Source organism: Mycobacterium sp. NPDC003323, assembly GCF_053589535.1.
The window spans coordinates 55,189-76,462 of record NZ_JBSFSB010000004.1 but is presented as its reverse complement, the minus strand read 5'-3'; the positions used below and the strand labels follow the sequence as shown (position 1 = coordinate 76,462).

The window sequence follows — 21,274 nt, the reverse complement described above, 5'->3', positions numbered from 1 at the left end:
GAAGACTATCCGTCGGCAGTGATCTCGAACGAAAGGATGGCATGTGGGCTCCGTGAAGGGCGGCTCTCGACTGGGCACCCGGTTCGGACCCTACGAACTGCGGTCGGTGATCGGTGTCGGCGGCATGGGCGAGGTGTACCGCGCCTATGACACCGCGCGTGAGCGCATGGTGGCGATCAAGCTGCTGCGGCCCGATCTCGTCGCCGATCGCAGCTTCCAGGAACGTTTCCGGCGGGAGTCGCGGCTGGCCGCGCGGCTGCAGGAACCGCACATCATCCCGGTGCACGATTTCGGCGAAATCGACGGTGTCCTCTACATCGACATGCGGCTGGTGGAGGGGCCCAGCCTCAAAGAGGTCCTGACCTCGGTGGGTGCGCTCGCACCGCAGCGCGCGGTGTCGATCATCAGGCAGGTGGCCACGGCGCTGGACGCCGCGCATGCCAACGGCCTGGTCCACCGCGATATTAAGCCCGAGAACATCCTGTTGACCTCCGACGACTTCGCCTATCTGGTCGACTTCGGCATCGCCCACGCCGGTGGCGAGCCCGCCGTGACCTCGACCGGTCTGGTCGTCGGGTCGAGCGCCTATATGGCGCCCGAGCGGTTCAACGGTGATCGTGGCGGCCCGCCCGCCGATATCTATTCGCTGGCCTGCGTGCTCTACGAATCGCTGACGGGACTGGAGCCCTTCGCCACCGGTGACGTGCGCCAGGTGTTGGCGGCGCACATGTTCTCCGCGCCGCCACGTCCGAGCATCATGCGCCGCGGTGTCAGCCGCGGCTTCGACGACGTGATCGCCTGCGGGATGGCCAAGAATCCCGCCGAGCGATTCCGCACGGCCGGGGATCTGGCGTGCGCCGCGGCATCGGCCGTCGACGGTGTCCAGCCGGTCGCCGCGCCCGCCGTCGCGGTGGCACCGCCCTCGACCCGGCAGTACTCGGCCGTCCATCCGAACCCGCACCCGTCGGTGGTGACGCCCCTTCCGCAGCAGTCCCGACCGCAGCGCATCCGCCCGGGTGTCTCGGGCCGCTGGGCACTGGCGGGCGCGACGGTCGGGTTGTTCGCCATCGCCGGCGCACTGGCCTCGGCTCTGGTGTTCGGCGGTGACGACGGCACCCCGACGCGGTCGCAGTTGGCGGTGCCGTCCTCGACGCCGGCCCCGTCGACGACCACGACATCGACGACACCCGCGGTCACCGGTGTGTCCGGAACGGATTCGCAGGGTTTCGTCGGGCACACCGCGCGGTGCGACAACTCCAGCACCCCGGCGGCGCTGATCCGTACGGCGGCGTCGTTGGCGATCATCTGCGAGACCTCCGCCGGCGACTACTACTACCGCGGCGAGAGGTTGCGCGACGGCGCCAACCTCCGATTGCCGGACGCGCGGCGCTCGGGGGACGGATTCGTCGCGGTCAATCCCGACGACGGTGCCCGCTACGAGGTGCGGCCGGGGATGCTGACCATCTCCAGCAACGGCCGGATCGACTCCGCGGAACCGGCGTTGGAGTACGGCGAGGCATCCTGAGCCGGTAGGTGTCAGGCCCGCCGCAGCACGGCGTAGACCGGTGCCTCGACCGTCCCGCGCGCCTCGACGGCGCCGACCACGGTGTCCGCGTCGACGGCGCGGATGTAGTCCATGATCGGGACGCGGTCATAGATCAAGGTGGCGCTCGTGACGCCGCGATAGTGCACCATCCGCAGTCGTGCGGTCGGGCCGTGGGCCGCCACGATCTCGCGGTGCATGCTGATATCGGCCGGGCCCTGAGTCAGCACTTCGAGCACCTTGGACAGATCCGCGGCGAACAATCCCGTCCCGTCGGCCGTCCGGAACAACAACGGATCCACCGACTCGCTGTCGGTGAACCGCATGCCGTACCAACCACTTTCCAACAGGACGCGACCGCCCGGGGTCTCGGCATAGCTCGTGTCGGGACGCCAGAGACCGCGGAGTGCGTCGATGGTGACCGGCGGCAGCGCGTCGAATGCGGCCGCCAGGTTGTGTTGTGTCATCTCCATGCCGGTGGCAACGCACACCACTGACCAGATCATCCATCTGGTCAGTCCTAGAGTGTATGTCCGGCATTGCAGCGCTTCTCGCGAATCAAACTGACCGTTTGACGATTATGGTCAGTATGAACACAAACGAGAACGGATCGGACAGGCGTCGGGCCCTGGTGGTCGGCATGGGTGTCAGCGGTATCGCCGCGGCGGCCCGGTTGCACAGGGCCGGCTGGACGCCGGTGGTGGTGGAACGCTCACCGGAGCGGCGCCGCGGCGGCTACTTCATCGGGTTGTTCGGGGCCGGCAAGATTGCCGCGGACCGGCTGGAGATCCTGCCGCATCTGCACGACCGCAATCCGGAAGGGCTGAGCTATCTGGTGGACCGGCAGGGACACCGGCACCGCACCTTCTCGATGCGCGACCTCCCGGGCCGGCCGTGGTTGATGCTGCGCGGTGATGTGGAGAACGCCGCCTACGCGACGCTTCCCGCCGACGTCGAGGTCCGATACGCCACCGTGCCGACGGCGATCGAGCATGACGCGGACGGTGTCGACGTGACGCTGCGCGACACCGTCACCGGAGCGTCGGTCACCGAACGCTTCGAGTTGGTAATCGGTGCCGACGGTCTGCGCTCCTCGGTGCGGGCACTGGCGTTCGGACCGCACCGCAACTATCTGCGCCGCCTCGGATACATGATCGCCGCCTTCGAATTCCCCGGTACCCCTGCGGGTTTGGAGCCCGGCATGAGCGTGCAGCTGGTCGAGCCCGACCGGGCCATGTGGGTGTTCGCGTTCGCCGACCACAATCCGACGGTGATGATCTCCTACCGCACTGACGACGTCGACGCCGAGTTCACCCGCCCGGCGCCGCAGCGGATCCGCGAGATCTTCGCCGACCGGCCGCTGGGTGAGACGCTCAGCGATGTGCTGGATGCCCTGGACCGCGCCGAGCACGTGCTCTACGACTCCGCCGAGCAGGTACAGATGGACCGCTGGCACAACGGCCGCGTGCTGTTGCTCGGCGACTCCGCATGGTGTGTCACGCTCTACGCCGGCATGGGCGTCTCGGCGGGGTTGATCGGCGCCGATCTGCTCGGCGAGCTGTTGGAACGCAGCTCCGCCGACGTACCCGCTGTGCTCGCCGACTGGGAACGCGCACTGCGGCCCTACATCAGCGAATACCAGGCCGTCGGGCTGCAGCAGCGCCAGTTCTTCGTGCCCGACGCCCCGAAACAGATCCGGTTGCGCCGGGCGATGTCGGTGCTGACCCGTTTCGCCGCGGGCCGGCGGATCCTGAGCAAGATCACCGCACGCGCGGTCGAGGTGCGCACCGCCGATATCACGGCCAAGGCGCTCCGCGATCTGCGGCATGCGGAAGTATGAGGGTCGTGCCCGAACTCCCCGAAACGCACTCGGCGACGGCGGCCCGCATCCTGGCCGCCGCCGACGAACTGCTGCAGCGCCGCGGCAGCAGGGCGGTCACCGTCGCCGACGTGGCCCAGAAGGCACACGTCGGCAAGGGCACCGTCTACCTGTACTGGACCAGCAAGGCCGACCTGCTGTTGGGTCTGATCGGTCGCGACTTCCTGGACCTGGCCGGACAATTCATCACCGACCTGCACGACGACCCGGACCTGGCGCGACCTTCGCGGCTGTTCCCGGCGTTGATGCAGCGGGCGGCGCACCGGCCGTTCGTCCGGGCGATGCTGCGCAATGACGACGACCTGCTCGGTGCGCTCACCGATGATCCGCGTTCGGCGGCCCTCGTCGAAGCACTCGGACCCGATGCGTTGCTGAACACGCTGCTGCCGTCCTGGCGGCACAACGCGCTGGCCCGCACCGACTGGGACACCGACGATCAGGTTCACGCCCTGATGGCGCTGTACCGGGGCTTTCTGCTGCTCGATGCCGAACGCGGCCCGTCGGCCGTCGACACCGCCGACGTGCTGGGCCGCTCGACCACCGCGCTGCTCGGCCCCGAACGTCCCACCAGGACCCAGATGCGCCAGGTGGCCGCCGACGGGATCGCCTTCCTCGAACGCGGTAGATCCGTTGTGTTGCAGATAATCTCCAAGTAGCACCGCGGCTGTCCGGGCGCGGCGGCTAGGGTCGGTGCGTGAACAGAATCGGTGTGCTCGCCGTCGCCGCATGCATGCTCGCCGCGTGCTCCGCTCCCGATGACACGGCGCCCGGCGGCCCGGCCGCCCAGACGCCGCAGACCCCACTGCCGCCGATCGTCAGCCCCGCCCAACTCGACGCGGGCACCTACCCGACGACACCGCGACCCCCACTGGGGCAGGCCGGTGACCCGAAGACCGGAACGGTCGTCGACGCACAACGCCTGGCCGATCACGTGGTCGGGCCGTGGGAAGCCGATCCCGAACTGATCGAGCCGTACCTGAGCACGTACTACCTGTTGGACACCCCCACGACGCTGTCCCAGTTCTCTCCCGACAGCGTCGCGCAGCAGGCGGCCAACCACGGCATGATCAACGGTTTCGCCTCCGCCCGCGAGGCCGCCGACAAGCACGTGATGATCAACGCGGTGCTGCGGTTTCCCGATCCCGGGGCGGCCGCGGCGGCGTCGGCTGCCATGAACACGGCCACCGCCGCACAGTCGATCCGCGGTGTCGCGCCGGCACCGGTGGACATCCCCGGCCACCCCGAGGCGGCGGCGTCCACCTACCCCTTCACCCCGACCGGGTCGGACAGGGAATGGGCGGTCATCCGATCCTTCACGCCGCACGGTCCGTATGTGTTGATGCAACTCGTCCAGTCCGCGGACGGCCTCGACACCGCCGCGTCGCTGGCGGCCGAGGTCATCGACGCCCAGGCACCGCGCCTCGACGATTTCGTCCCGGCCGCCCCCGAGGCCCTGGGCCAGGTCGAGCTGGATCCGACCGGCCTGCTGGCCAGAACGGTTCCGGTGGAGACCAACCCGAGTTCGACCAAGAACGCCGTCTACAGCGCGCGCGGCGCCATGCACTTCCAGACCAATCCGCCCGAGTCCAAGACCCTGTTCACCGACACCGGTGTCAAGACCGTGGCGATGGGCGCTGCGAACGTCTATCAGGCCCGAAACCCCGGGTCGGCCTTGATGATCGTCAACGCCTTCAGCAAGGAGATCCTGTACGGCGGCGAAGCCGCCGCCGCGGTGCCCAACCTCCCGGAGAGCCACTGCGCCACCCGCGGCAAGGCCTTCTACTGTGTCGCGCTGGCCGGCGACCACGCGATCGAGGTGAACGGAGATGCTCTGCCGAATGTGCACCAACTCACCGCGGCCCAGTACATCCTGCTGACGGCCGGCTGACTCGCACCCGGATTAGCCATCGACGATGCCGGGTACGCCCACGCCATGACAGACGACCCGAAACCGACACAGATCCAGGCCGACCACGCAGAAGTTCTCGACATCCCCGCCACCCCGGGTGCGGAGGCCCTGCCCACCGACGCGCCGGAAGAGCGCGACGACACGGACTGACCCGCCGCGCCGCACACCTTCACGACAACGGAAACCCGTAGTCGCTTCCGCTCGGAAGTGACTACGGGTTTTCCGTGATTCTGGGCCGCCTTCCCCGGTGCGATCGTTGTGGCATCGAAGCCCACCGGGAAGGAAAACACCATGTCAGACGTGCTCGAGAAGCTCGCCAAGGCCATGAACGTCATCCAGGGCGTGCAGCCGCCGTTCATCCCCACCGACGCCCACGCCATGACCGCGATCATCGAATGGGGCCCCGGCGACAAGGGCGCGCCGCCGCATCGGCATCCCGGCGGCCCCTGCTTCGGCTACGTCCTGGAAGGCGAGATGCTCTTCGAACTGGAGGGCGAGGCACCCCGGGTGATCAAGGCCGGGGAGGCCTTCTGGGAGCCCGGCGGTGACGTCATCCACTACTCCGACGGCAACCACCGCGACGACATCCCGCTGAAATTCCTGGTGACCATGCTCTGCACGCCCGGCGAGCAGATGTTCGTCCTCGTCGAGGACGACGAGCTCGAGGCCCGCAAGAACCGCCGGGTTCTGACGGTCGACCAGTAAGAGCCTGTCGGCGCACGAGAACCCATCGTCAAACCGTCACTCGGACATTCTGAAGGAGAACACCTCATGACCACCAAGAAGATCACCGTCCTGGGCGCCACCGGTCAGATCGGCGGACCGCTGGTCGATCTGCTGACCGCCAACGGACATCAGGTCACCGCCGCGTCGCGGCGCACCGGAGTGGACGCCGCCCTGGGCACCGGCCTGGACGAGGCCCTGGCCGACGCCGATGTCGTCATCGACGTGCTGAATTCCCCGACCATGGAGGACGAGGCCGCGTTGGCCTTCTTCACCGCCACCTCGGCCAATATCAGCACTGCGGCGAAGAAGGCCGGTGTGGGGCACTACATCCTGCTGTCGATCGTCGGGGTGGACGGTCTGCACGGCGGGGGATACCTGCGCGGAAAGGTGGTGCAGGAGAACACGATCACCCGATCGGGTGTGCCGTACACGATCCTGCGGGCCACTCAGTTCCATGAGTTCACCGAACTGATCGCCGGCTCACTGGTCACCGGCGACGAGGTGCATGCCCCCGACGCGCTGATCCAGCCGATCGCCGCGGCCGAGGTGATCGCCGTGCTGGCGCGGCTGGCCACCGAGGCGCCCATCGATGACATCCATGATGTCGGCGGACCGGAGAAGATGACGTTCGCCCAGATGGTCGAACTGGTGCTGCCCAACAGCGCCGACCTCACGATCGGCACCGACGCGGCCGCCACCTACTTCGGCACCCCCGTCACCGAGACCAGCCTGGTCACCGGCGACGGCGCGGAGCTGGCCCCGACCAGGCTCGCGGACTGGCTGGCCGCCCGATGAGCACCCTGACCGAGGTGGTGCAGCGTCGGCACTCTTCGCGACTGTTCCTGCCGGACCGAGCGGTTCCCGACGAGCTGCTGCAGGAATCGCTGGCGCTGGCCATGCGGGCGCCGTCGAACTCCAATGTGCAACCGTGGCAAGTGTTCTTGGCCACCGGTGCACGCCGGGACAAACTGGCCGCGGCGCTCTCGGCCGAGGCGCGGGCCAATCCACCGGCCAGCCTCGATCTACCGGGGGTCTTCGCCGGTCGGCGCCGGGAACTGGGCGCCATGGTGTACGGCTCGATGGGTGTGGCCCGCGATGACAGCGAGGCCCGCTGGACCGCCCAGCTGCGAAATTTCGAGTTCTTCGGCGCACCCGTCGCCGGAATCGTGTGCATGCACCGCGATCTCGGTATGGCCGACGCCCTGGGAGTCGGCATGTTCGTGCAGACCCTGTTGCTGGCGCTGACCGACCGCGGCATCGACAGTTGTGTCCAGGTCGCCACCACGCTGTATCCGGACATCGTGCGCGAACAACTCGCCATTCCCGAGGAACTGAACATCCTGTGCGGGCTCAGCATCGGCTACGCCGATCCGGACTTTCCGGCCAACAAGTTGACCGTCCCGCGCAACGACATCTCACACAACGTCGTGGTCGTGAACGACTGAGAGCAGGACCATGTCGAACACTCCGACGCCGAGGTCGAGGCCGTCGAGCATCAACGCGCACTTCAGTAACGGAGCCTGAGCTCCCGACGAGAGCGGATGTTCAACTTGGCGAACACCTTTCGCAGGTGATACTCGACAGTGTGAGCGCTGATGAACAGCTGGCCGGCGATCTCCTGATTCGTCAGGCCCTTGCCGGCCAGTTCCGCGATCTGCTGCTCCTGGGGACTCAGCGCGTCACCGGCCGCCGTCGGTTGTTTACGGGTCTTGGCGCCGGCGGCCTGCAACTCGCGGCGCGCCCGTTCGGCGAATCCCGCCGCGCCGATGCGGTGCAGCGCCTCGTGCGCGGTGCGCAGCTCCTCGCGCGCCTGCTTGGCGGCGCGGTTGCGGCGCAACCACTCTCCGTACAGCAGCCGGGTGCGGGCCACGTGCGCCGCCAGCCGGGTGCGGCCGAAATGGTCCAGCGCCTCGACATAGAGGTCACCGGCCGCCGGTCCCTCGGCGAGCAGGGCGCGGGAACGCGCCAGCGACCCGAGCGCGCGCGGGGTCCCGCCGGCCAGGGTGCGGGCCTCCAACCGCTGCATCGCCTCGGTGGCGCGTTCCGGTTCATCGCAGCGGGCGGCGGCCTCGATGATCTCCAGCAGCAGCTCACTGAAGAAGCCGAGATCCTCATAGGCGAAGGCCTGCAGTCCGGCCTGCAGTGCTTCGGGGTACTGCCCCTTGCCGTTGTGCAGGACCGCCGCGGCGTAGTGCGCCAGTCCGGTGATCCGCCCCTCGCCCCGTGCGGTGCTGTCCTTCAGCGCGGCGGTGATCAGTCGGGTCGCCTCGGCATCGTCACCGCACCATGCCGACAACACGAGCTTGTGGTAGCGCGGCGGTGTGTACCCGGTCGCCACCGACATCTCGTGGGCCTTGGCGACCAGCTCGCGGGCCGATGCCAGTTCGCCGGCCTCCATCTGAGCCCCGGCACGGGAGAGCAGCGCGGCGGGCAGCATGGCCAGCGCCCCTCGCTCGGTGGCCAACTGGACGGCGCACGACGAGATCTCGCGCCAGCCCTCGTCATCCCAGGCCTCATGGATCAGTGATTCGTGCACGATCGGGAACCCGAGCCAGAACCACTGGGAGCCCCGCCCCGTCACCTCGTCCCGACCGGCCTGCTTCAACGATTCGAGCGCGGCGCGGACCGCCGGCATGGCGGCCTGCGCGCCCAGCGCCAACCGATCGGCCAGCGCCCGGGTGACCTCGTCGAGTGGGCGCGTCGAGTCGGTGCCGGCGAAGGCCTTCCGCGCGGCGGCCCCGATCTCGGCGGCCTTCGCGTCACCGCGGCGCCCGACGTACATCGCCGCACTCATCGCCTCCAGGTACGCCTCCACTGTCAGGTCGACGTCCAGGGACTCCAATTGCGCTGCTACGGAGTGGAACCGGTCGACGGTCGCGAGCAGGGCCTGCGCGTCACCGCCGGCGCGGGCCGCCACGAAGTCCAGCCGGGTGCTCAGCTGTGCCAGCCGGGCGAGTTGGAGTTCGGAGAGCGGATTGAGCTGGGCAGTCGCCAGCAGTTGGCGTGCGGCCTCGAACGAGGCGACCTCGCGATGGGCCTCGGCGGCCTCGAGCGCGCGGGCGCCGCGCGTGGCAGGGTCCGGGGTGAGCTCCACGGCCCGGGTCAGAAAAGCTGCGGCCGCTGCGGTTCCGCCGCGCTGCCGAGCCCGGCGCGCGGAGGACTCCAGCTCGTCGGCGACCGCAGCGTCCACATCGACGGTGGCCAGCGCGCGATGCCAGGCCCTGCGGTCCGGATCGACGGCGGGGTCGGTGGCATCGGCCAGTGCACCATGGGCGGCGCGCCGCTCCTCGATCGTGGCCGACCGATAGGCGACGCTGCGCGCCAGCGGATGCTGGAACTGCACCCTGGTGTCGACGGTGATCAGCCCGGCATCCTCGGCGGCGATGGCGGCCGCGGCCGGTAACCCTTGGATGTCCATCGCGCGCCGCAGCAGCGCCGGGTCGCCCACCGGCTCGGATGCGGCCAGCAGCAGCACGCGACGGGAGTCCTTGGGCAGCGCCCGCACGGTGGACAGGAAACGGTCCTCGATCTCGGCGATCACCGGACGACGGTCCGGGCGCTGATAGCCCCCGGCCAGCTCGACCGCGGAAAGTCCCTGTGAGATCGCCAACAGCGCAAGCGGATTGCCCCGCGCCTCGGCGATGATGCGGTCACGCACGGCCGGGTCCAGCCGGCCGGGGAACGCCGTCGCCAGCAGTTGCCGAGCGCTTTCGTCGTCGAGGCCGTCGACCGCCATGGCGGGCAGGCCCGTGATCCCGTCGATCGGCGTACGCAGGGCCAGCACCAGGCAGACCGGTGCGGCGGGCAGTCGGCGTGCGACGAAGAACAATGTCTGCGCCGATACCGTGTCCAGCCATTGCACGTCGTCGATCACCAGCAGCACCGGCCGTTCCGCAGCGGCCGCCGAGAGCAGGCCCACGACCGCGAGACCGACCAGGAAGCGATCCGGGTTGGGAGCGGCGTCGCTGAGGCCGAAGGCGCTTTCCAGCGCGGCGCGCTGCGGGACGGGCAGCGCGTGCCGCGACTGCAGGATCGGTGCGCAGGCCTGCTGCAGTCCGGCGAACGGCAACTCCATGTCGGACTCGATGCCGGTCGCTGCGAGCAGCGTGAAACCGTCGGCGCTCGAGCGGAGGTGGTCCAGGAGCGCGGTCTTGCCGACGCCGGCCTGGCCGAGCAGGACCCGCGCCTCGCCGGCACCGGCGCGCACGCGCGCAAGCATGTCGACCAGAACTCGGCATTCGGCGACCCGGCCGGCAAGCGCGCTCATCGAGGTGAATCCTTTCACGACCCCCGAGTCGGGGCATCGTGACCGGCGTGCGCGCGTGCTGTCCTATCCGGCGTTCACGTCCGGGACGCGGCGGCCTGTTCGCACACCTGCACCATGCGGCCCGCGACGGGGCCGGTCTGGATGCTCAGATCCACATCGGCCATCAGGCACCGGCCTCGCAGGGTGGTGAGCATCTGATAGCAGTCACAGGCGAAGAAGTCGACATGTGTCAGGTCGAGCACCATGCGCCTGCACAGCAGTGCCTTGCTCAGCGCGTAGTCGAGCACCTCGTGAGCGTTGGCCGCATCGACCTCACCGGTCACCAGGACCACGGCGAGATCGAAATCCCGCCAGTGGGTCTCCATGCGGAGGTGACGGGTGAAGTTGAGTGGCACTTCGCTGGAGAGTGTGTCTGTCATGGCAGCCTCACTCGAAGGGGATGTCGCCGATGGCGACCGGGCCGGCTGCTGCTCAACCGCACTCAACGCTACTCCGAGGCGAAGTCCAGATTACGACGATTGGAGGCCACGATGCGAAACGCGCGGCGTGTCTCAGCGCCGCAACGTCTCGTGCGGGCTTTCGCCGTAGGTGCGCCGATACAGCACGGCGAACCGGCCGGTGTGGGCGAATCCCCACCGCGCGGCCGTGGCCGCCACCGTGGTCATGGACCGGTCCCCGGCGATGAGCTCCTGACGGGCCTGGGCCAGCCTGATCGAGCGCAGGTACGCGGTCGGTGTGGTGTTCAGATGACGCCGGAACAGGTACTGCACGGTGCGCGGCGACAGGTACAACGCGGCCGCGATATCGCGAACGCTGATATCGCGAGAAGCGTTGTCCTGGATGAACTCAACGGCTTGACGCAGCAGTGCGGGCTGGTCGGCACCGACCTCGTCGGCGGCCGGTTCGGTGGGCAGGTCGTTGGGGAACGTGCTCAACACCGCGCTGGCCAGCATGCGGCCCGCAGAACGCAGCACCATCGGGCTCTCGGCGGCATCATCGGCGTCCAACAACCGGTCCAGGAACCGTTCGGTGGTACCGAGCGCATGTCCGGAGTTCGCGTCGGCGGGGGTCAGCGCGGTGAAGCGCGGCACCGCCGGCGCCTCGGTGTCCATTGCCGCGACCTCGGCGAGCAGTGATCGGGAAACCACCACGGAACGAAATCGGGCGTTGCGCAGGCGTACCCGTACGCCGCCGGTGCCGGTGGAGGCCAGCAACCACTGGCCCCGTTCGGCGACCCCGGTCAGGCCGCCGTGCTCGACCTCCACCCGGCCGTCGGATACGCACAGCGCCACCACGGCAGGCACCCGGTCGGCGACCAGCTGTACCTGGCCGGTGTGCTGCACGTCCTCGATCGCGTAGGCGTCGACGTCGATGCGCGAGTGATTGCACGAACACGCGGTCGGATCGGCGTCCTGCGGGCGGCCGATCGTGAACTGCGTCGAATAGGTCTGATCCAGGTATTTCTGGATCAATTCGGGATCATTGGAGTTGATGCCGACGCGCTCTGGGCGGGCGTCAACGGGATCGGACGTCATCTGGGCTCCATAAAACACAGCTCCGGATGGGCGTCGTACCTGAACCCACGGTCCGTTCAGTTTACCCAGTCTGGCCGGATGTTATTCCTGTGGGGGTTTGTCGGAATCCCGCGACCTGATCACCTGTTCGGCCAGGTCAACAAGCGGTGTATTGCTCTCCTGGGACAGTTTTCGCAACAGACCGAAGGCGCCGGCGGCATCGATACCGAACCGTTCCATGAGCATGCCCTTGGCCTGGCCGATGACATCGCGGGACGCCAGTGCGCTACGAAACTGCTGGTCGCGCATCAAAAGATTCCACGCGACGGCGGTGTGGGTGGCCAGGATCATGCCGAGTTCCACCGAATCGTCATCGAAGGCGTCGGTGGTCTCGGCGTAGAAGTTCAGCGCTCCCATCGACTCTCGGTTGCGGAACAACTGAAACGCCAGCGAAGAACGGACACTGGTGTTCTGCAGAGCCTCCTGGCAGAACAGCGGCCAGCGCAGTTCGGTCCCGATATCGCGGATGCGCATGGTGTGCTGTTCCCAGGCGGCTTCCAGGCAGGGGCCCTGTCTTGTGCGGCGTTGGATGTCGTCGATCTTGTCGGCCACCGAATCGGTGGCCGCCACCGACTTCACCTCGCCATCGCGGGTGGCCACGGTGATGCTCGCCGAGGTCGCGCCCGGCAGGGCCGCCGCCGCGTTGACGGTCAGATCGCGCAGGGCGGTGTCGGTATCGCTGGGTTGGTTCCGTTCCAGGTCGCGCAACAATTCCGCGAAGCGCAGGGCCACTGCGTCACGCCGAGGATTGAGCATCGTCACCAACCGCCTGTCTCTTTCGAATCTGACAGAGCAATTGTGCCCGGGTCAGCTCTGGAGCAGAGATTAGCGCGGGTTGAACGGCGCAGGTCACGGGTATCCCCGATTGGTGACCGGACCCGACGAGATAGACAGCGCACTGACCGTCAAACACCACACCACGGCGTCGCGTGAGCGGGTGTGGGCGATGATCGCCGATGGATGGACCTACTCACAGTGGGTGGTCGGCAACAGCCGGATGCGGGCCGTGGACCCCGACTGGCCGGCGGTGGGCAGCACCATCCACCACACGGTCGGTGTGTGGCCGTTGGTGCTGAACGACGAGACCGTGGTCGAGGAATGCCGTCCACTCGAGATGTTGGTGCTGCAAGCCAAGGGCAGACCCTTCGCGAAGGCCCGGATCACGTTGCGGTTGTTCGACGGTGCCGGCGGAGGCTGCCGCATCGAGATGGCCGAGGTCCCGGTCGGCGCCCCGATGGGTTGGGTGCCCGAACGGGTGGCGCTGGCCTTGGCGGCGCCACGTAATCGTGAGTGCCTGCGGCGACTGTCCGCGCTCGCGGAGCGGCGTTGGCCCGAGGACGCCGAATAGCCGCCGTCAGCGACGCAGGAATTCCAAGATCGCCGGCGCCGCCTGCACCCATGTGTCGAACCCGTTGTACCGCTTGACTTTCCCGGCGGCACGCAGCCGGCTGGCGGTCTCCCAGGCGTCCTCCGGCCAGGGTGGGTCGATCAGCACAGAACCCTTGATCAGGCAGCTGATCTCCAGCGAGGTCCGTTTCGGGTGATCCCAGTCATTCCCGCCACCGCGGATGATCAGGGTGGGGATGTCGATGCCGGCGAACATCTCGTCCGGGACACCCGGGATGGTCTGCCCGGCCTTCGGGACGAACGCGTCCAACCACCGCCGCATCACGCGGAGGAACTCGTCGGCGTCCACGCCCAGCAGGCGCTGCCGGTTGGCCGGGTTGGCGGCGATGCGGTCCTGCCATTCCGGGACGGTCAGCAGCCCTTCGGCTCCGAGCCCGCGCACGGCGTGGATGCTCGGCACGATGTAGTAATTGCCCAGCACGACCGAACCGTAGACACCACCGACGATGTTCCACACCACCAGCCTGGTGAAGTGTTCGGGATAGAGCATCACTGCCAGCATCGAGTCGCGCGCGCCGCCCGAACCGCCGGCGATGATGCAGGGGCCGGTGTCCAGCGCGTCCAGCAACAGGTGCAGCGTCTCGGCCCGCATATGAGATTCGCTGGCGCCGTAGAACTGGACGTCGGAACCGCCGCAGTTGGGCCGGTCCCACAGCAACACGCGGTATCCACCGGCGACCAGCGCCGAGGCCAGGGGTCGCAGACCGGGAATGTCCTTACCGAACCTGCCGCCCGGCGTCAGGACGATCAGATCGCCTGTATCGCCCAGGATTTCGTAGACGACGATGCCGCCGTTGATGTCGAGCGTGGCCATCGGGCCACGCTATCGCCATATCAGCGTGCGACGGGCATACGCGCCGGGGCCGGGGCGACCTCGGCGATGCGGGCTGTCTGCGTGCGGCGCCGCTGACGCTCGTCGCGGTTCATCCGGCGGCACAGGACGCGCAGTTGGCCCGGCGTCAGGGCACGATGGCGGTCCACCAGCGAATCGAGTTGTTGCCAACTCAGTCCGTCGAGGTCACCGTCGCCGTCGTGGGAGGCGATGACGACGCCGCCGCGCAGCAGTGGCGCATTGCGGGCCGTGAAAGTGGTTGTCGCCAGCAACAGTTCGGTGGCGGTGCGGTTGACGCGGCGCTGGCAGTTTCGGGCCGTCGGGCTGAACCAGAAGTCGAACTGCCGGTCGGCGCTGGTCAGTGCCTGCAGGCCCTGAGCATCGACGAGTTCGGTGATATCGGCGGTGGTGTAGGCGCGGGTCTCATAGCTGGCGCCACTGGCGCTGAGAAACAGGACGGTATTCATGCACGTGATCCATTCGGCTCTTTCGTTGTTACCGGGGTGACGCGTAATCGCATCTGTGACTGAAGTTACCCATGTGACAGATGAGCCAAACCTCGGTAACGAATCGATAGCCAAAAAAATTCAGGGCAGTGTGCCGGTCAGCCGGGCCGGGCGGCACAACACCGCGACCCCCAGGGTCAGAACTGCCGCCACCGCGAATGCGGTCTGCACGTTGACGGCATCGGCGGTGCCGCCCAGCACCGCGGCCGCGATGGGACGCGAACCGAGGAATCCGACCAGCCACAGCGCCATGATCCGGCCGCGCAGTTCCGCGGGCGCACGCTCCTGGACCACCGTGCTCAGGCCGGTCAGCGCCCAGCCGAATCCCAGACCCGCGAGCGCGAACCCGGTCACCGCGATCGCGGGGGTGATGCTGCCGGCCAGCACCGCACAACCCAGGCCCAGCCCGGTCAGGCCGATCGAGGACACCCGCGCCGAGGGCATCCGGCCGCCCATCACCGCCAATGCCGCCATGCCGACCGCGGCGCCGATGCCGAACACGGCCGACAGCGTGCCGACCAGGCGGGTGTCCCCGCCGAGAACGTCGGCCAGCGACGGGGCCAGGGTGATCGATGGATCCGCGGCGATGCCGACGGTGGTCACCGCCACCAGCGCCAACAGCAGCGGACGATCGCGCCAGACGTATCGCAGCGCCGCGCGCACCCGGTAATCGGTGCCTGCCGCACGCTCCGGGCGCGCCGGGAATCGGACGATCACCAGGAAGACGGCGAACACCACATGCAGCACGGCGGCGACGGCGAAACCGGTGGCCGCACCGAAGTGGGCGGCCAGATACGCGCCGGCGGCCGGTCCGGCGATGCGGCCGATGGTCATCGGGATGCTGTTGAGCGCCATGGCCGTGGACAACTCGCCGTCGCGGATCAGCTCCGGCACGATCGACTGCATGGCCGGGCCGCCGACCACGAACCCGAAACCCACCAGCGTGGAGCCGAGCAGCACCGGTACCGCGGCGGACATCCCGGCCATATCGGGTGCGGCGAACATCCACGCCGCGATGGACCCCGACCCGGCGATACACAGCAGCCGGCCCAGCAGGATCTGGCGGGTCACGTTGCCGGTATCGGCCCATTTGCCGCTGATGGGACTCAGGATCAGCTGCGGCGCGAACTGCACCACGCCGACCAGTCCGACCATCAGCGCCGAACCCGTGGTCTCGTACATGACGACCGCGGCGATGATGCTGTGTGTCCAGACCGCGACGACCGAGAAGATCTTGCCCCAGAACAGGGCGCCGAAGACCGGGTCGAACATGAGTCGCAGCGCCCCGCGCGGGCGCGCCGCGGCGGCGGCGGTCGCCTGACCGGTCATCGGGTCGCCACGTCCTCGAATCGGACGGTCAGTTTCTCCAGCAGGCCGACCAGGGTGTCGACATCGGCTCCCGGCCAGTCCGCGATGGTCTCGGCCACCAGTTCGCGTCGCCGGTCGGTGACGGTGTCCAGCGCCCGCCGACCCGCCTCGGTCAGCTTCAGGACGCTGCGGCGCTGATCATCGGGTGCGGCTGATTTGGCCAGCAATCCGGCGGCGGCCACGGCCGACACGGTTCGGCTGGCGGTGGAATGCTCGACGGCCAGGTACTCGGCGACATCGCCGACGGAGGCGGCCGCGCCCGCGTTCTGGTGATTTTCGACGGCGCGCAGCACCCGCAGCGTCGACACGCTGGTGACGGGATCGACACCGTCGAGCAGGCGGCGCCGCCAACTCGGACGCTGCCGGGCCAGGTGGATGCGGGTCAGCAGCTCATCCAGTTCGTCGTAGCGGGACGGCGGCATGAAATATGCTTAGCACATACATCTATACCGGGACGAATCGTGCCCGAACGCCGAGTCGCTTGGCGACAGCAAAACCTGGGTACTCCGACGCGGATACGCAAGCTCCGGAAGGATCCATGACCGCATCGCACGTGCAGGCCGCCGACGCAGCACTCCACGACGCCAGGAACGTGGCGGCCGCGGTGGCCGCCGAGTTCTCCACCAAGGTGGTCGGGCAGCAGCACCTTCGGGAATCGATGCTGCTCGCGCTGCTCTCGGGTGGGCATCTGCTGGTGGAAAGTGTCCCCGGCCTGGCCAAGACGACGGCGGCCCGGGTGGTCGCCGAATCCATCGACGGGAGCTTTCGGCGCATCCAGTGCACGCCCGATCTGCTGCCCAGCGACATCGTCGGCACACAGATCTACGAGGCTGCCAGCAACACCTTCGTGACACAGCTCGGGCCGGTGCACGCCAATATCGTGCTGCTCGACGAGATCAACAGGTCCAGCGCCAAGACGCAGAGCGCCATGCTGGAGGCGATGGAGGAGCGCCAGACCACGATCGCCGGTGTCGAATACCCGATCCCGGCGCCGTTTCTGGTGATCGCCACCCAGAACCCCGTCGACCAGGAGGGCACCTACCCGCTGTCGGAGGCCCAGACCGACCGCTTCATGCTCAAGGAACTGGTGCAGTACCCCTCGGTGGAGGACGAGGTCGAGATCATCGACCGGATGGACGCCGGGCTGTATGAACGCGAGCACCACGCCAATGCCGTGGTCACCGTGGAGGACGTCCGTCGCGCCCAGCACGCCGTGCGCGGTGTGCACATGGATCGGGTGCTCGTCGAGTACGCCAGTCGGCTCGTCGGGGTGACGCGCGACCCGGGACATCATCTGCCGGCCAACATCGCCCGGCTGCTCGAGTACGGCGCCAGCCCCCGCGCGACCATCGCATTCTGCCGCACGGCAAGGGCTCTGGCAGCCCTGCGCGGACGCAACCACGTGCTGCCCGACGATATCGCCCGACTGGCACACCGGGTGCTGCGGCACCGGCTGATCCTCGGCTTCGAGGCGGCCAGTGCGCGGATCACGCCGGATGCGGTCGTCGACGCGGTGCTGCGCGTCGTGCCGGTGCCGTGAGGCCGCGATGGGTAAACACCTCGACGCCGCCAAGGCGTATCTCGGCCGGCAGGCATCGGGCATGCTCGCCGGCGGCCGGTACGCGTTGGTGCACACCAGAAGTCTGGAGTTCGACGAACTGCGCCCGTACGTCCCGGGCGACGATGTGCGCGATATCGACTGGAAGGCCACGGCCCGTTCCGGGCACACGCTGATCAAGCAGTTCGTCTCCGAGAAGCATCACAAGATCCTGGTGGTCGCCGATACCGGACGCAACACCTCGGCGCTGGCCCCGTCCGGGCAACGCAAATGCGAGATCGCATCGCACCTGATCGGTGCCGTCGGACTGATCGCGCTGCCGCGCTCGGACGAGATCGGCATGGTCTGCGGTGACCGACGCGGGTGCGTCGACATCCGGTTGCGACGCGGCGAGACGCATATCGAGCGCATGTTGCACCGCTACCTGGCGCTGGCCGAGTCCGATTCCGGCGCAAGCGATATAGCGAACCAGCTGGAATGGGTGGCCCGGCATTACCGGCATCGGATGCTGATCGTCGTCGTCTCGGACGAACCCGATGTCGATGATCGCCTGTGTGAGGTGGTGCGGTCACTGACCGCGCGGCATGACGTGCTGTGGGCGATGATCTCCGATATGCCCGCCGTCGGCGCCGATGATGTCGGGGTGGGCTATGACGTCGCCGACGGCCGAACCGTGCCCGATGTCGGCATCCTCGGCGACGCGGTGATCGCCGCGTACCGCGAGGCCGAAGAACAGCGACGTGCCGAACTCGCGGAATTCATGACCACACAGTCGATTCCGCATGCTCGGATCGTGAGCAGCCGCGGCATAGCACCGGCACTGGTGGCGATGACGGGGGTGTACGCCCGTGCCGGATGACCTCCTCGGCTACCTCGTCGGCCCGACTCCGTACTCGTCGGTCTGGTTGTGGCTGGCCGCGGCACTGGTCGCGCTGACCGTGCTGTGGTACCTGGGCGTGCTCTGGTACACCCGCCCGCATGCCGAACCATCCGTGATCGGGACGGCGCGCGTGGCGCTCTCGCGGCGCCGTACCCTGCGCGCCATCGACGGAATCGAGAAGCAGGTGCGCGCCGGCGACCTGGACGACGGTGCCGCCGGTGCCGCCCTCGGCGCGCACCTGCGGGGATTCCTGCGTGATGCCACCGGGGTGCGCGCCGAGTACGTCCAGGTCCCCGATCTGGTGGCGGTCTCCGGCGGAACCCTGGCGCCGGCGGTACCGGTGCTGACCGATCTGGCGGACGTGCAGTTCAACGCCGGATCGGCCGTCGACATCGGCGCCGCGATCACCGCGGCACGGGATCTGGTGCGGCAATGGACGTGATCTGGTGGGCGGTACCGGTGGTGGCCTGTGTCGCGCTGGCCGCGTGTATCGCCGCGGCGCTGTTCCGGCCGCGACGCGATCAGCCAGAACAGCTGCGGGCACTGGCCAACACCCGCCGGCTGACCCGGCTGCCGGAGTATCGCCGCGCGGTTCGCAGGCACACCATCGCCTCCGCGGTCGTCATCGCCGCGCTGACGCTGGGCTTCGTGGCCGCGGCCATGTCGGTGGCCAGACCCACCGGGCTGCCGGCACCCGACCGCAGCAGCGCTGCCGAACAACCCGAGGACATCATGGTGTGCGCGGGTGCGGCGGGCACCGACCCGGCCGTGGACACCACCTTGCGGTACTTCGCCGAGGCCGTGCAGGGCTATGGAACCGAGCGCATCGGGCTCACCTCCGCCAACCGCCGGGTCATCCCGATGACGCGCGATCACCAGCACGCGGCCGGGCAATTCGCCCGCGCGGCCCCGGCACTGGTCTCCCCGGTGGCCTACGTCGACTACACCGCCGGTGTCGAGGATGTGCTGGCGATGTGTCTGACCGGGTTCCCGGAGTTCGACACCACCACCGGCACGCGGCGCTCACTGATCTACGTCGGACCCGCGACGACGGACGCCGAGGGCCGGCCGTCGTTGTTCTCGGCCCAACGGGTGCGCGAACTGGCCGCCGACGCGGGGGTACAGGTCAACGCGGTGTCGGACGCCACCGGTCTGCCCGCCGAACTGGCCGCCGAGTCGGGCGGGCGCCTGCACTCCCGAGACGGTGATATCGCCGCCGCGCTGAACGACATCCGTAACAACCCGCCGCCGGCCCAGCGCGATGATCGGCCGGCGACCGCGAGATCGGTCGAGACCCCGGAGATCCTGTTGGCCGCCGCCCTGCTGGCGCTGGCCGTCATCGGCGTGGTGGTGCTGACGCGACGGCGAGCCGGACTGGCCCGCAGATACGTGCTGCCGGTCGCGGCCGTTGCGCTGCTGGTGGCACTGTGGCGCCCGGTCGTCGGTGGTGCCGACGCGTCCGTCACCCGGATCGCCGGTGAGAGCGACCCGAACATCTTTTTGATCGTCGACCGCTCGGCCGCCATGCCGGAGGCGGCGCGCAGCGATATCGACGCCGTCATCGAGCGATACCCGGCGGCGCGGGTCGCCCTCATCAGTTTCGACGCACGCCCGTCGCTGGACTGGCCGCTGTCGGCCGACGTGTGGAGCCTGGCTCCGGTACTGGACGCCGCGACGCCGAACCCGGCGACCGACGATGTCACCACCAATGTCGGCGCGGCCAGCAATGTGCTGCGCTACCAGCTGATCGCAGCCGTGCAACAGTTCCCGCGGGCGCAGAACCTGGTCTTCTACTTCGGTGCCGGTGCCCCGGAATCGACCGTGCCGCAGCGGGAATTCCGGATACCGCCGGGTTCGGTCGACGGCGGCGCGGTGTTCGGCTACACCGACACCGGCGCGCCGCGACTACGCGCCGTCGCCGACCAGATCGGCGTGCCCTACCTGCCAACGGTCGACGTCGACGCCCTCGACGAGGGGCAGACCGGCCGGCCCCAGGAATCCACGACGGCCACCTCCGGGTTCGAGTTGTACTGGGCACTGGCCGCGGCCGCGGCGGTGCTGATCCTGTTCGAGCTGTACCAGGCACTGTGGCAACTGCGCCGCACCCGCCTCGACCGCATCGAGGTGCGTCGATGACCTTGCGCCGCAAACTGTTGCTGTACTCGGCGCCGGTGGTGCTCGCCGTGTTGGTGATCGTGGCCAAGCTGGTATCGGTTTCCGTCGCCGGACACTCCGCGGTGCAGGACTTCGCGGATTCGGACACCGCATCGTTGGCTGACGACGTCGACACGCTGCAGTTCGTCAACATCATCGAACCGGCCAAGGCACCCTTTGCCGCCGGTGTGTTGGCCGCCCTGGAGAAGAGATTCGACGATGCCGAGCGCGAATTGCTGCTCGCGCTCGATCGCACCGACCATGCGGACTCCTGCCCGGTCCGGGTCAATCTCGAACTGGTCCGTGAATCTCTCGGCGATCAGGCGGCGGGCACCTTCGACCCGCAGGCGGCCGTACAGCACTATCTGGCCGCCAAGCAGGTCGTCGAACAGGCACCGGCGAACTGCTTCGCCGGTAATTCCGACGACGATCCGGAACGCCGCGCGGTGCGGGCCGACTCGTCGGTCCGCCTGGACGCCAAGATCGCCGGCGTGGCCGCGCCACCGCCGCCACCACCGCCCGCCCCGCCGCCGGTGCAGGCGCCGGTTGCCGGAGCCCCGGGCGGCGCACCGCCCGACGACGACCGACGTGGCCGGCTCAATCCGGGCAGCGGGGACCCGCTGGAACAGCTCCAGCAGATACTGCGCGACGCCGCGAGGTAGCCCCGGCGA

General features: G+C 68.6%; 23 protein-coding genes. 14 read left to right on the top strand and 9 right to left on the bottom strand.

All coding sequences use genetic code 11. From position 1 onward, the window contains the following. The first annotated feature begins 43 nt into the window (after positions 1–43). Positions 44–1,525, top strand: a complete 1,482-nt coding sequence (locus ACWDUN_RS12565; protein WP_449928988.1) for a serine/threonine-protein kinase — start codon at positions 44–46, stop codon at positions 1,523–1,525. Between the two features lie 11 nt (positions 1,526–1,536). Here the strand turns inward: ACWDUN_RS12565 and ACWDUN_RS12560 are convergent, their stop codons facing one another. Next, positions 1,537–2,049, bottom strand: a complete 513-nt coding sequence (locus ACWDUN_RS12560; protein ID WP_449928986.1) for a DUF4334 domain-containing protein — start codon at positions 2,047–2,049, stop codon at positions 1,537–1,539. Between the two features lie 83 nt (positions 2,050–2,132). Here ACWDUN_RS12560 and ACWDUN_RS12555 point away from each other — a divergent pair, with 83 nt between their 5' ends. The 7 genes from ACWDUN_RS12555 to ACWDUN_RS12525 all read left to right on the top strand — a co-directional run bounded on the left by ACWDUN_RS12555 (position 2,133) and on the right by ACWDUN_RS12525 (position 7,502). Then, a complete protein-coding gene (locus ACWDUN_RS12555; protein ID WP_449928984.1) occupies positions 2,133–3,383 on the top strand; it encodes an FAD-dependent monooxygenase in 1,251 nt (416 codons plus the stop codon). Continuing rightward, positions 3,380–4,078, top strand: a complete 699-nt coding sequence (locus tag ACWDUN_RS12550) for a TetR/AcrR family transcriptional regulator (protein WP_449928982.1) — start codon at positions 3,380–3,382, stop codon at positions 4,076–4,078. Before ACWDUN_RS12555 ends, ACWDUN_RS12550 begins: the two co-directional genes overlap by 4 nt. 38 nt (positions 4,079–4,116) lie before the next feature. Then, a complete protein-coding gene (locus ACWDUN_RS12545) occupies positions 4,117–5,310 on the top strand; it encodes a DUF7373 family lipoprotein (RefSeq protein ID WP_449928981.1) in 1,194 nt (397 codons plus the stop codon). A 45-nt stretch (positions 5,311–5,355) separates the two neighbouring features. Then, positions 5,356–5,481: a hypothetical protein gene (locus tag ACWDUN_RS12540; RefSeq protein ID WP_449928979.1), complete on the top strand. Its 126-nt coding sequence runs from the start codon at positions 5,356–5,358 to the stop codon at positions 5,479–5,481. Positions 5,482–5,622: 141 nt separating this feature from the next. Further along, entirely contained in the window at positions 5,623–6,036 is a 414-nt protein-coding gene (locus ACWDUN_RS12535) for a cupin domain-containing protein (RefSeq protein WP_449928977.1), read from the top strand. A 66-nt stretch (positions 6,037–6,102) separates the two neighbouring features. Further along, positions 6,103–6,852 carry an SDR family oxidoreductase gene (locus tag ACWDUN_RS12530; protein ID WP_449928975.1) on the top strand — a complete coding sequence of 250 codons (750 nt, stop codon included), beginning with the start codon at positions 6,103–6,105 and terminating at the stop codon, positions 6,850–6,852. Beyond that, positions 6,849–7,502, top strand: coding sequence for a nitroreductase (locus tag ACWDUN_RS12525; RefSeq protein WP_449928973.1), 654 nt, complete (start codon positions 6,849–6,851; stop codon positions 7,500–7,502). Before ACWDUN_RS12530 ends, ACWDUN_RS12525 begins: the two co-directional genes overlap by 4 nt. A 62-nt stretch (positions 7,503–7,564) precedes the next feature. Here the strand turns inward: ACWDUN_RS12525 and ACWDUN_RS12520 are convergent, their stop codons facing one another. The 4 genes from ACWDUN_RS12520 to ACWDUN_RS12505 form a co-directional block, all read right to left on the bottom strand. Next, positions 7,565–10,324: a helix-turn-helix transcriptional regulator gene (locus ACWDUN_RS12520; RefSeq protein WP_449928971.1), complete on the bottom strand. Its 2,760-nt coding sequence runs from the start codon at positions 10,322–10,324 to the stop codon at positions 7,565–7,567. Positions 10,325–10,398: 74 nt separating this feature from the next. Further along, positions 10,399–10,743 carry an STAS domain-containing protein gene (locus tag ACWDUN_RS12515; RefSeq protein WP_449928969.1) on the bottom strand — a complete coding sequence of 115 codons (345 nt, stop codon included), beginning with the start codon at positions 10,741–10,743 and terminating at the stop codon, positions 10,399–10,401. A gap of 132 nt (positions 10,744–10,875) precedes the next feature. After that, positions 10,876–11,859 carry an AraC family transcriptional regulator gene (locus ACWDUN_RS12510; RefSeq protein ID WP_449928967.1) on the bottom strand — a complete coding sequence of 328 codons (984 nt, stop codon included), beginning with the start codon at positions 11,857–11,859 and terminating at the stop codon, positions 10,876–10,878. Positions 11,860–11,940: 81 nt separating this feature from the next. Then, a complete protein-coding gene (locus tag ACWDUN_RS12505; protein WP_449928965.1) occupies positions 11,941–12,630 on the bottom strand; it encodes a GAF and ANTAR domain-containing protein in 690 nt (229 codons plus the stop codon). Between the two features lie 133 nt (positions 12,631–12,763). Between ACWDUN_RS12505 and ACWDUN_RS12500 the strand changes: the two genes are divergently transcribed. Then, on the top strand, positions 12,764–13,246 hold the full coding sequence (locus ACWDUN_RS12500; protein WP_449929531.1) for an SRPBCC family protein: 483 nt from the start codon (positions 12,764–12,766) through the stop codon (positions 13,244–13,246). Positions 13,247–13,252: 6 nt separating this feature from the next. Here the strand turns inward: ACWDUN_RS12500 and ACWDUN_RS12495 are convergent, their stop codons facing one another. From ACWDUN_RS12495 to ACWDUN_RS12480, 4 genes are all read right to left on the bottom strand, one after another. Beyond that, complete coding sequence (locus tag ACWDUN_RS12495) at positions 13,253–14,119, bottom strand: alpha/beta fold hydrolase (RefSeq protein ID WP_449928963.1); 867 nt, start codon at positions 14,117–14,119, stop codon at positions 13,253–13,255. Between the two features lie 20 nt (positions 14,120–14,139). Beyond that, positions 14,140–14,604 carry a hypothetical protein gene (locus ACWDUN_RS12490; protein ID WP_449928961.1) on the bottom strand — a complete coding sequence of 155 codons (465 nt, stop codon included), beginning with the start codon at positions 14,602–14,604 and terminating at the stop codon, positions 14,140–14,142. 120 nt (positions 14,605–14,724) lie between these two features. Next, entirely contained in the window at positions 14,725–15,972 is a 1,248-nt protein-coding gene (locus tag ACWDUN_RS12485; protein ID WP_449928959.1) for an MFS transporter, read from the bottom strand. Beyond that, positions 15,969–16,433 (bottom strand): MarR family winged helix-turn-helix transcriptional regulator, encoded by a 465-nt coding sequence (locus ACWDUN_RS12480; RefSeq protein ID WP_449928957.1) that lies wholly within the window; start codon positions 16,431–16,433, stop codon positions 15,969–15,971. The genes ACWDUN_RS12485 and ACWDUN_RS12480 overlap by 4 nt, the downstream gene beginning before the upstream one ends. A 116-nt stretch (positions 16,434–16,549) precedes the next feature. Here ACWDUN_RS12480 and ACWDUN_RS12475 point away from each other — a divergent pair, with 116 nt between their 5' ends. The 5 genes from ACWDUN_RS12475 to ACWDUN_RS12455 are packed head-to-tail and all read left to right on the top strand — an operon-like array spanning position 16,550 to position 21,265. Beyond that, positions 16,550–17,551 (top strand): AAA family ATPase, encoded by a 1,002-nt coding sequence (locus ACWDUN_RS12475; RefSeq protein ID WP_449928955.1) that lies wholly within the window; start codon positions 16,550–16,552, stop codon positions 17,549–17,551. A 7-nt stretch (positions 17,552–17,558) separates the two neighbouring features. Further along, complete coding sequence (locus tag ACWDUN_RS12470) at positions 17,559–18,428, top strand: DUF58 domain-containing protein (RefSeq protein ID WP_449928953.1); 870 nt, start codon at positions 17,559–17,561, stop codon at positions 18,426–18,428. After that, complete coding sequence (locus ACWDUN_RS12465) at positions 18,418–18,891, top strand: hypothetical protein (RefSeq protein ID WP_449928951.1); 474 nt, start codon at positions 18,418–18,420, stop codon at positions 18,889–18,891. Before ACWDUN_RS12470 ends, ACWDUN_RS12465 begins: the two co-directional genes overlap by 11 nt. Next, complete coding sequence (locus ACWDUN_RS12460; RefSeq protein WP_449928949.1) at positions 18,882–20,585, top strand: hypothetical protein; 1,704 nt, start codon at positions 18,882–18,884, stop codon at positions 20,583–20,585. Before ACWDUN_RS12465 ends, ACWDUN_RS12460 begins: the two co-directional genes overlap by 10 nt. Beyond that, positions 20,582–21,265, top strand: a complete 684-nt coding sequence (locus ACWDUN_RS12455; protein ID WP_449928947.1) for a hypothetical protein — start codon at positions 20,582–20,584, stop codon at positions 21,263–21,265. Before ACWDUN_RS12460 ends, ACWDUN_RS12455 begins: the two co-directional genes overlap by 4 nt. Positions 21,266–21,274: the final 9 nt, after the last annotated feature.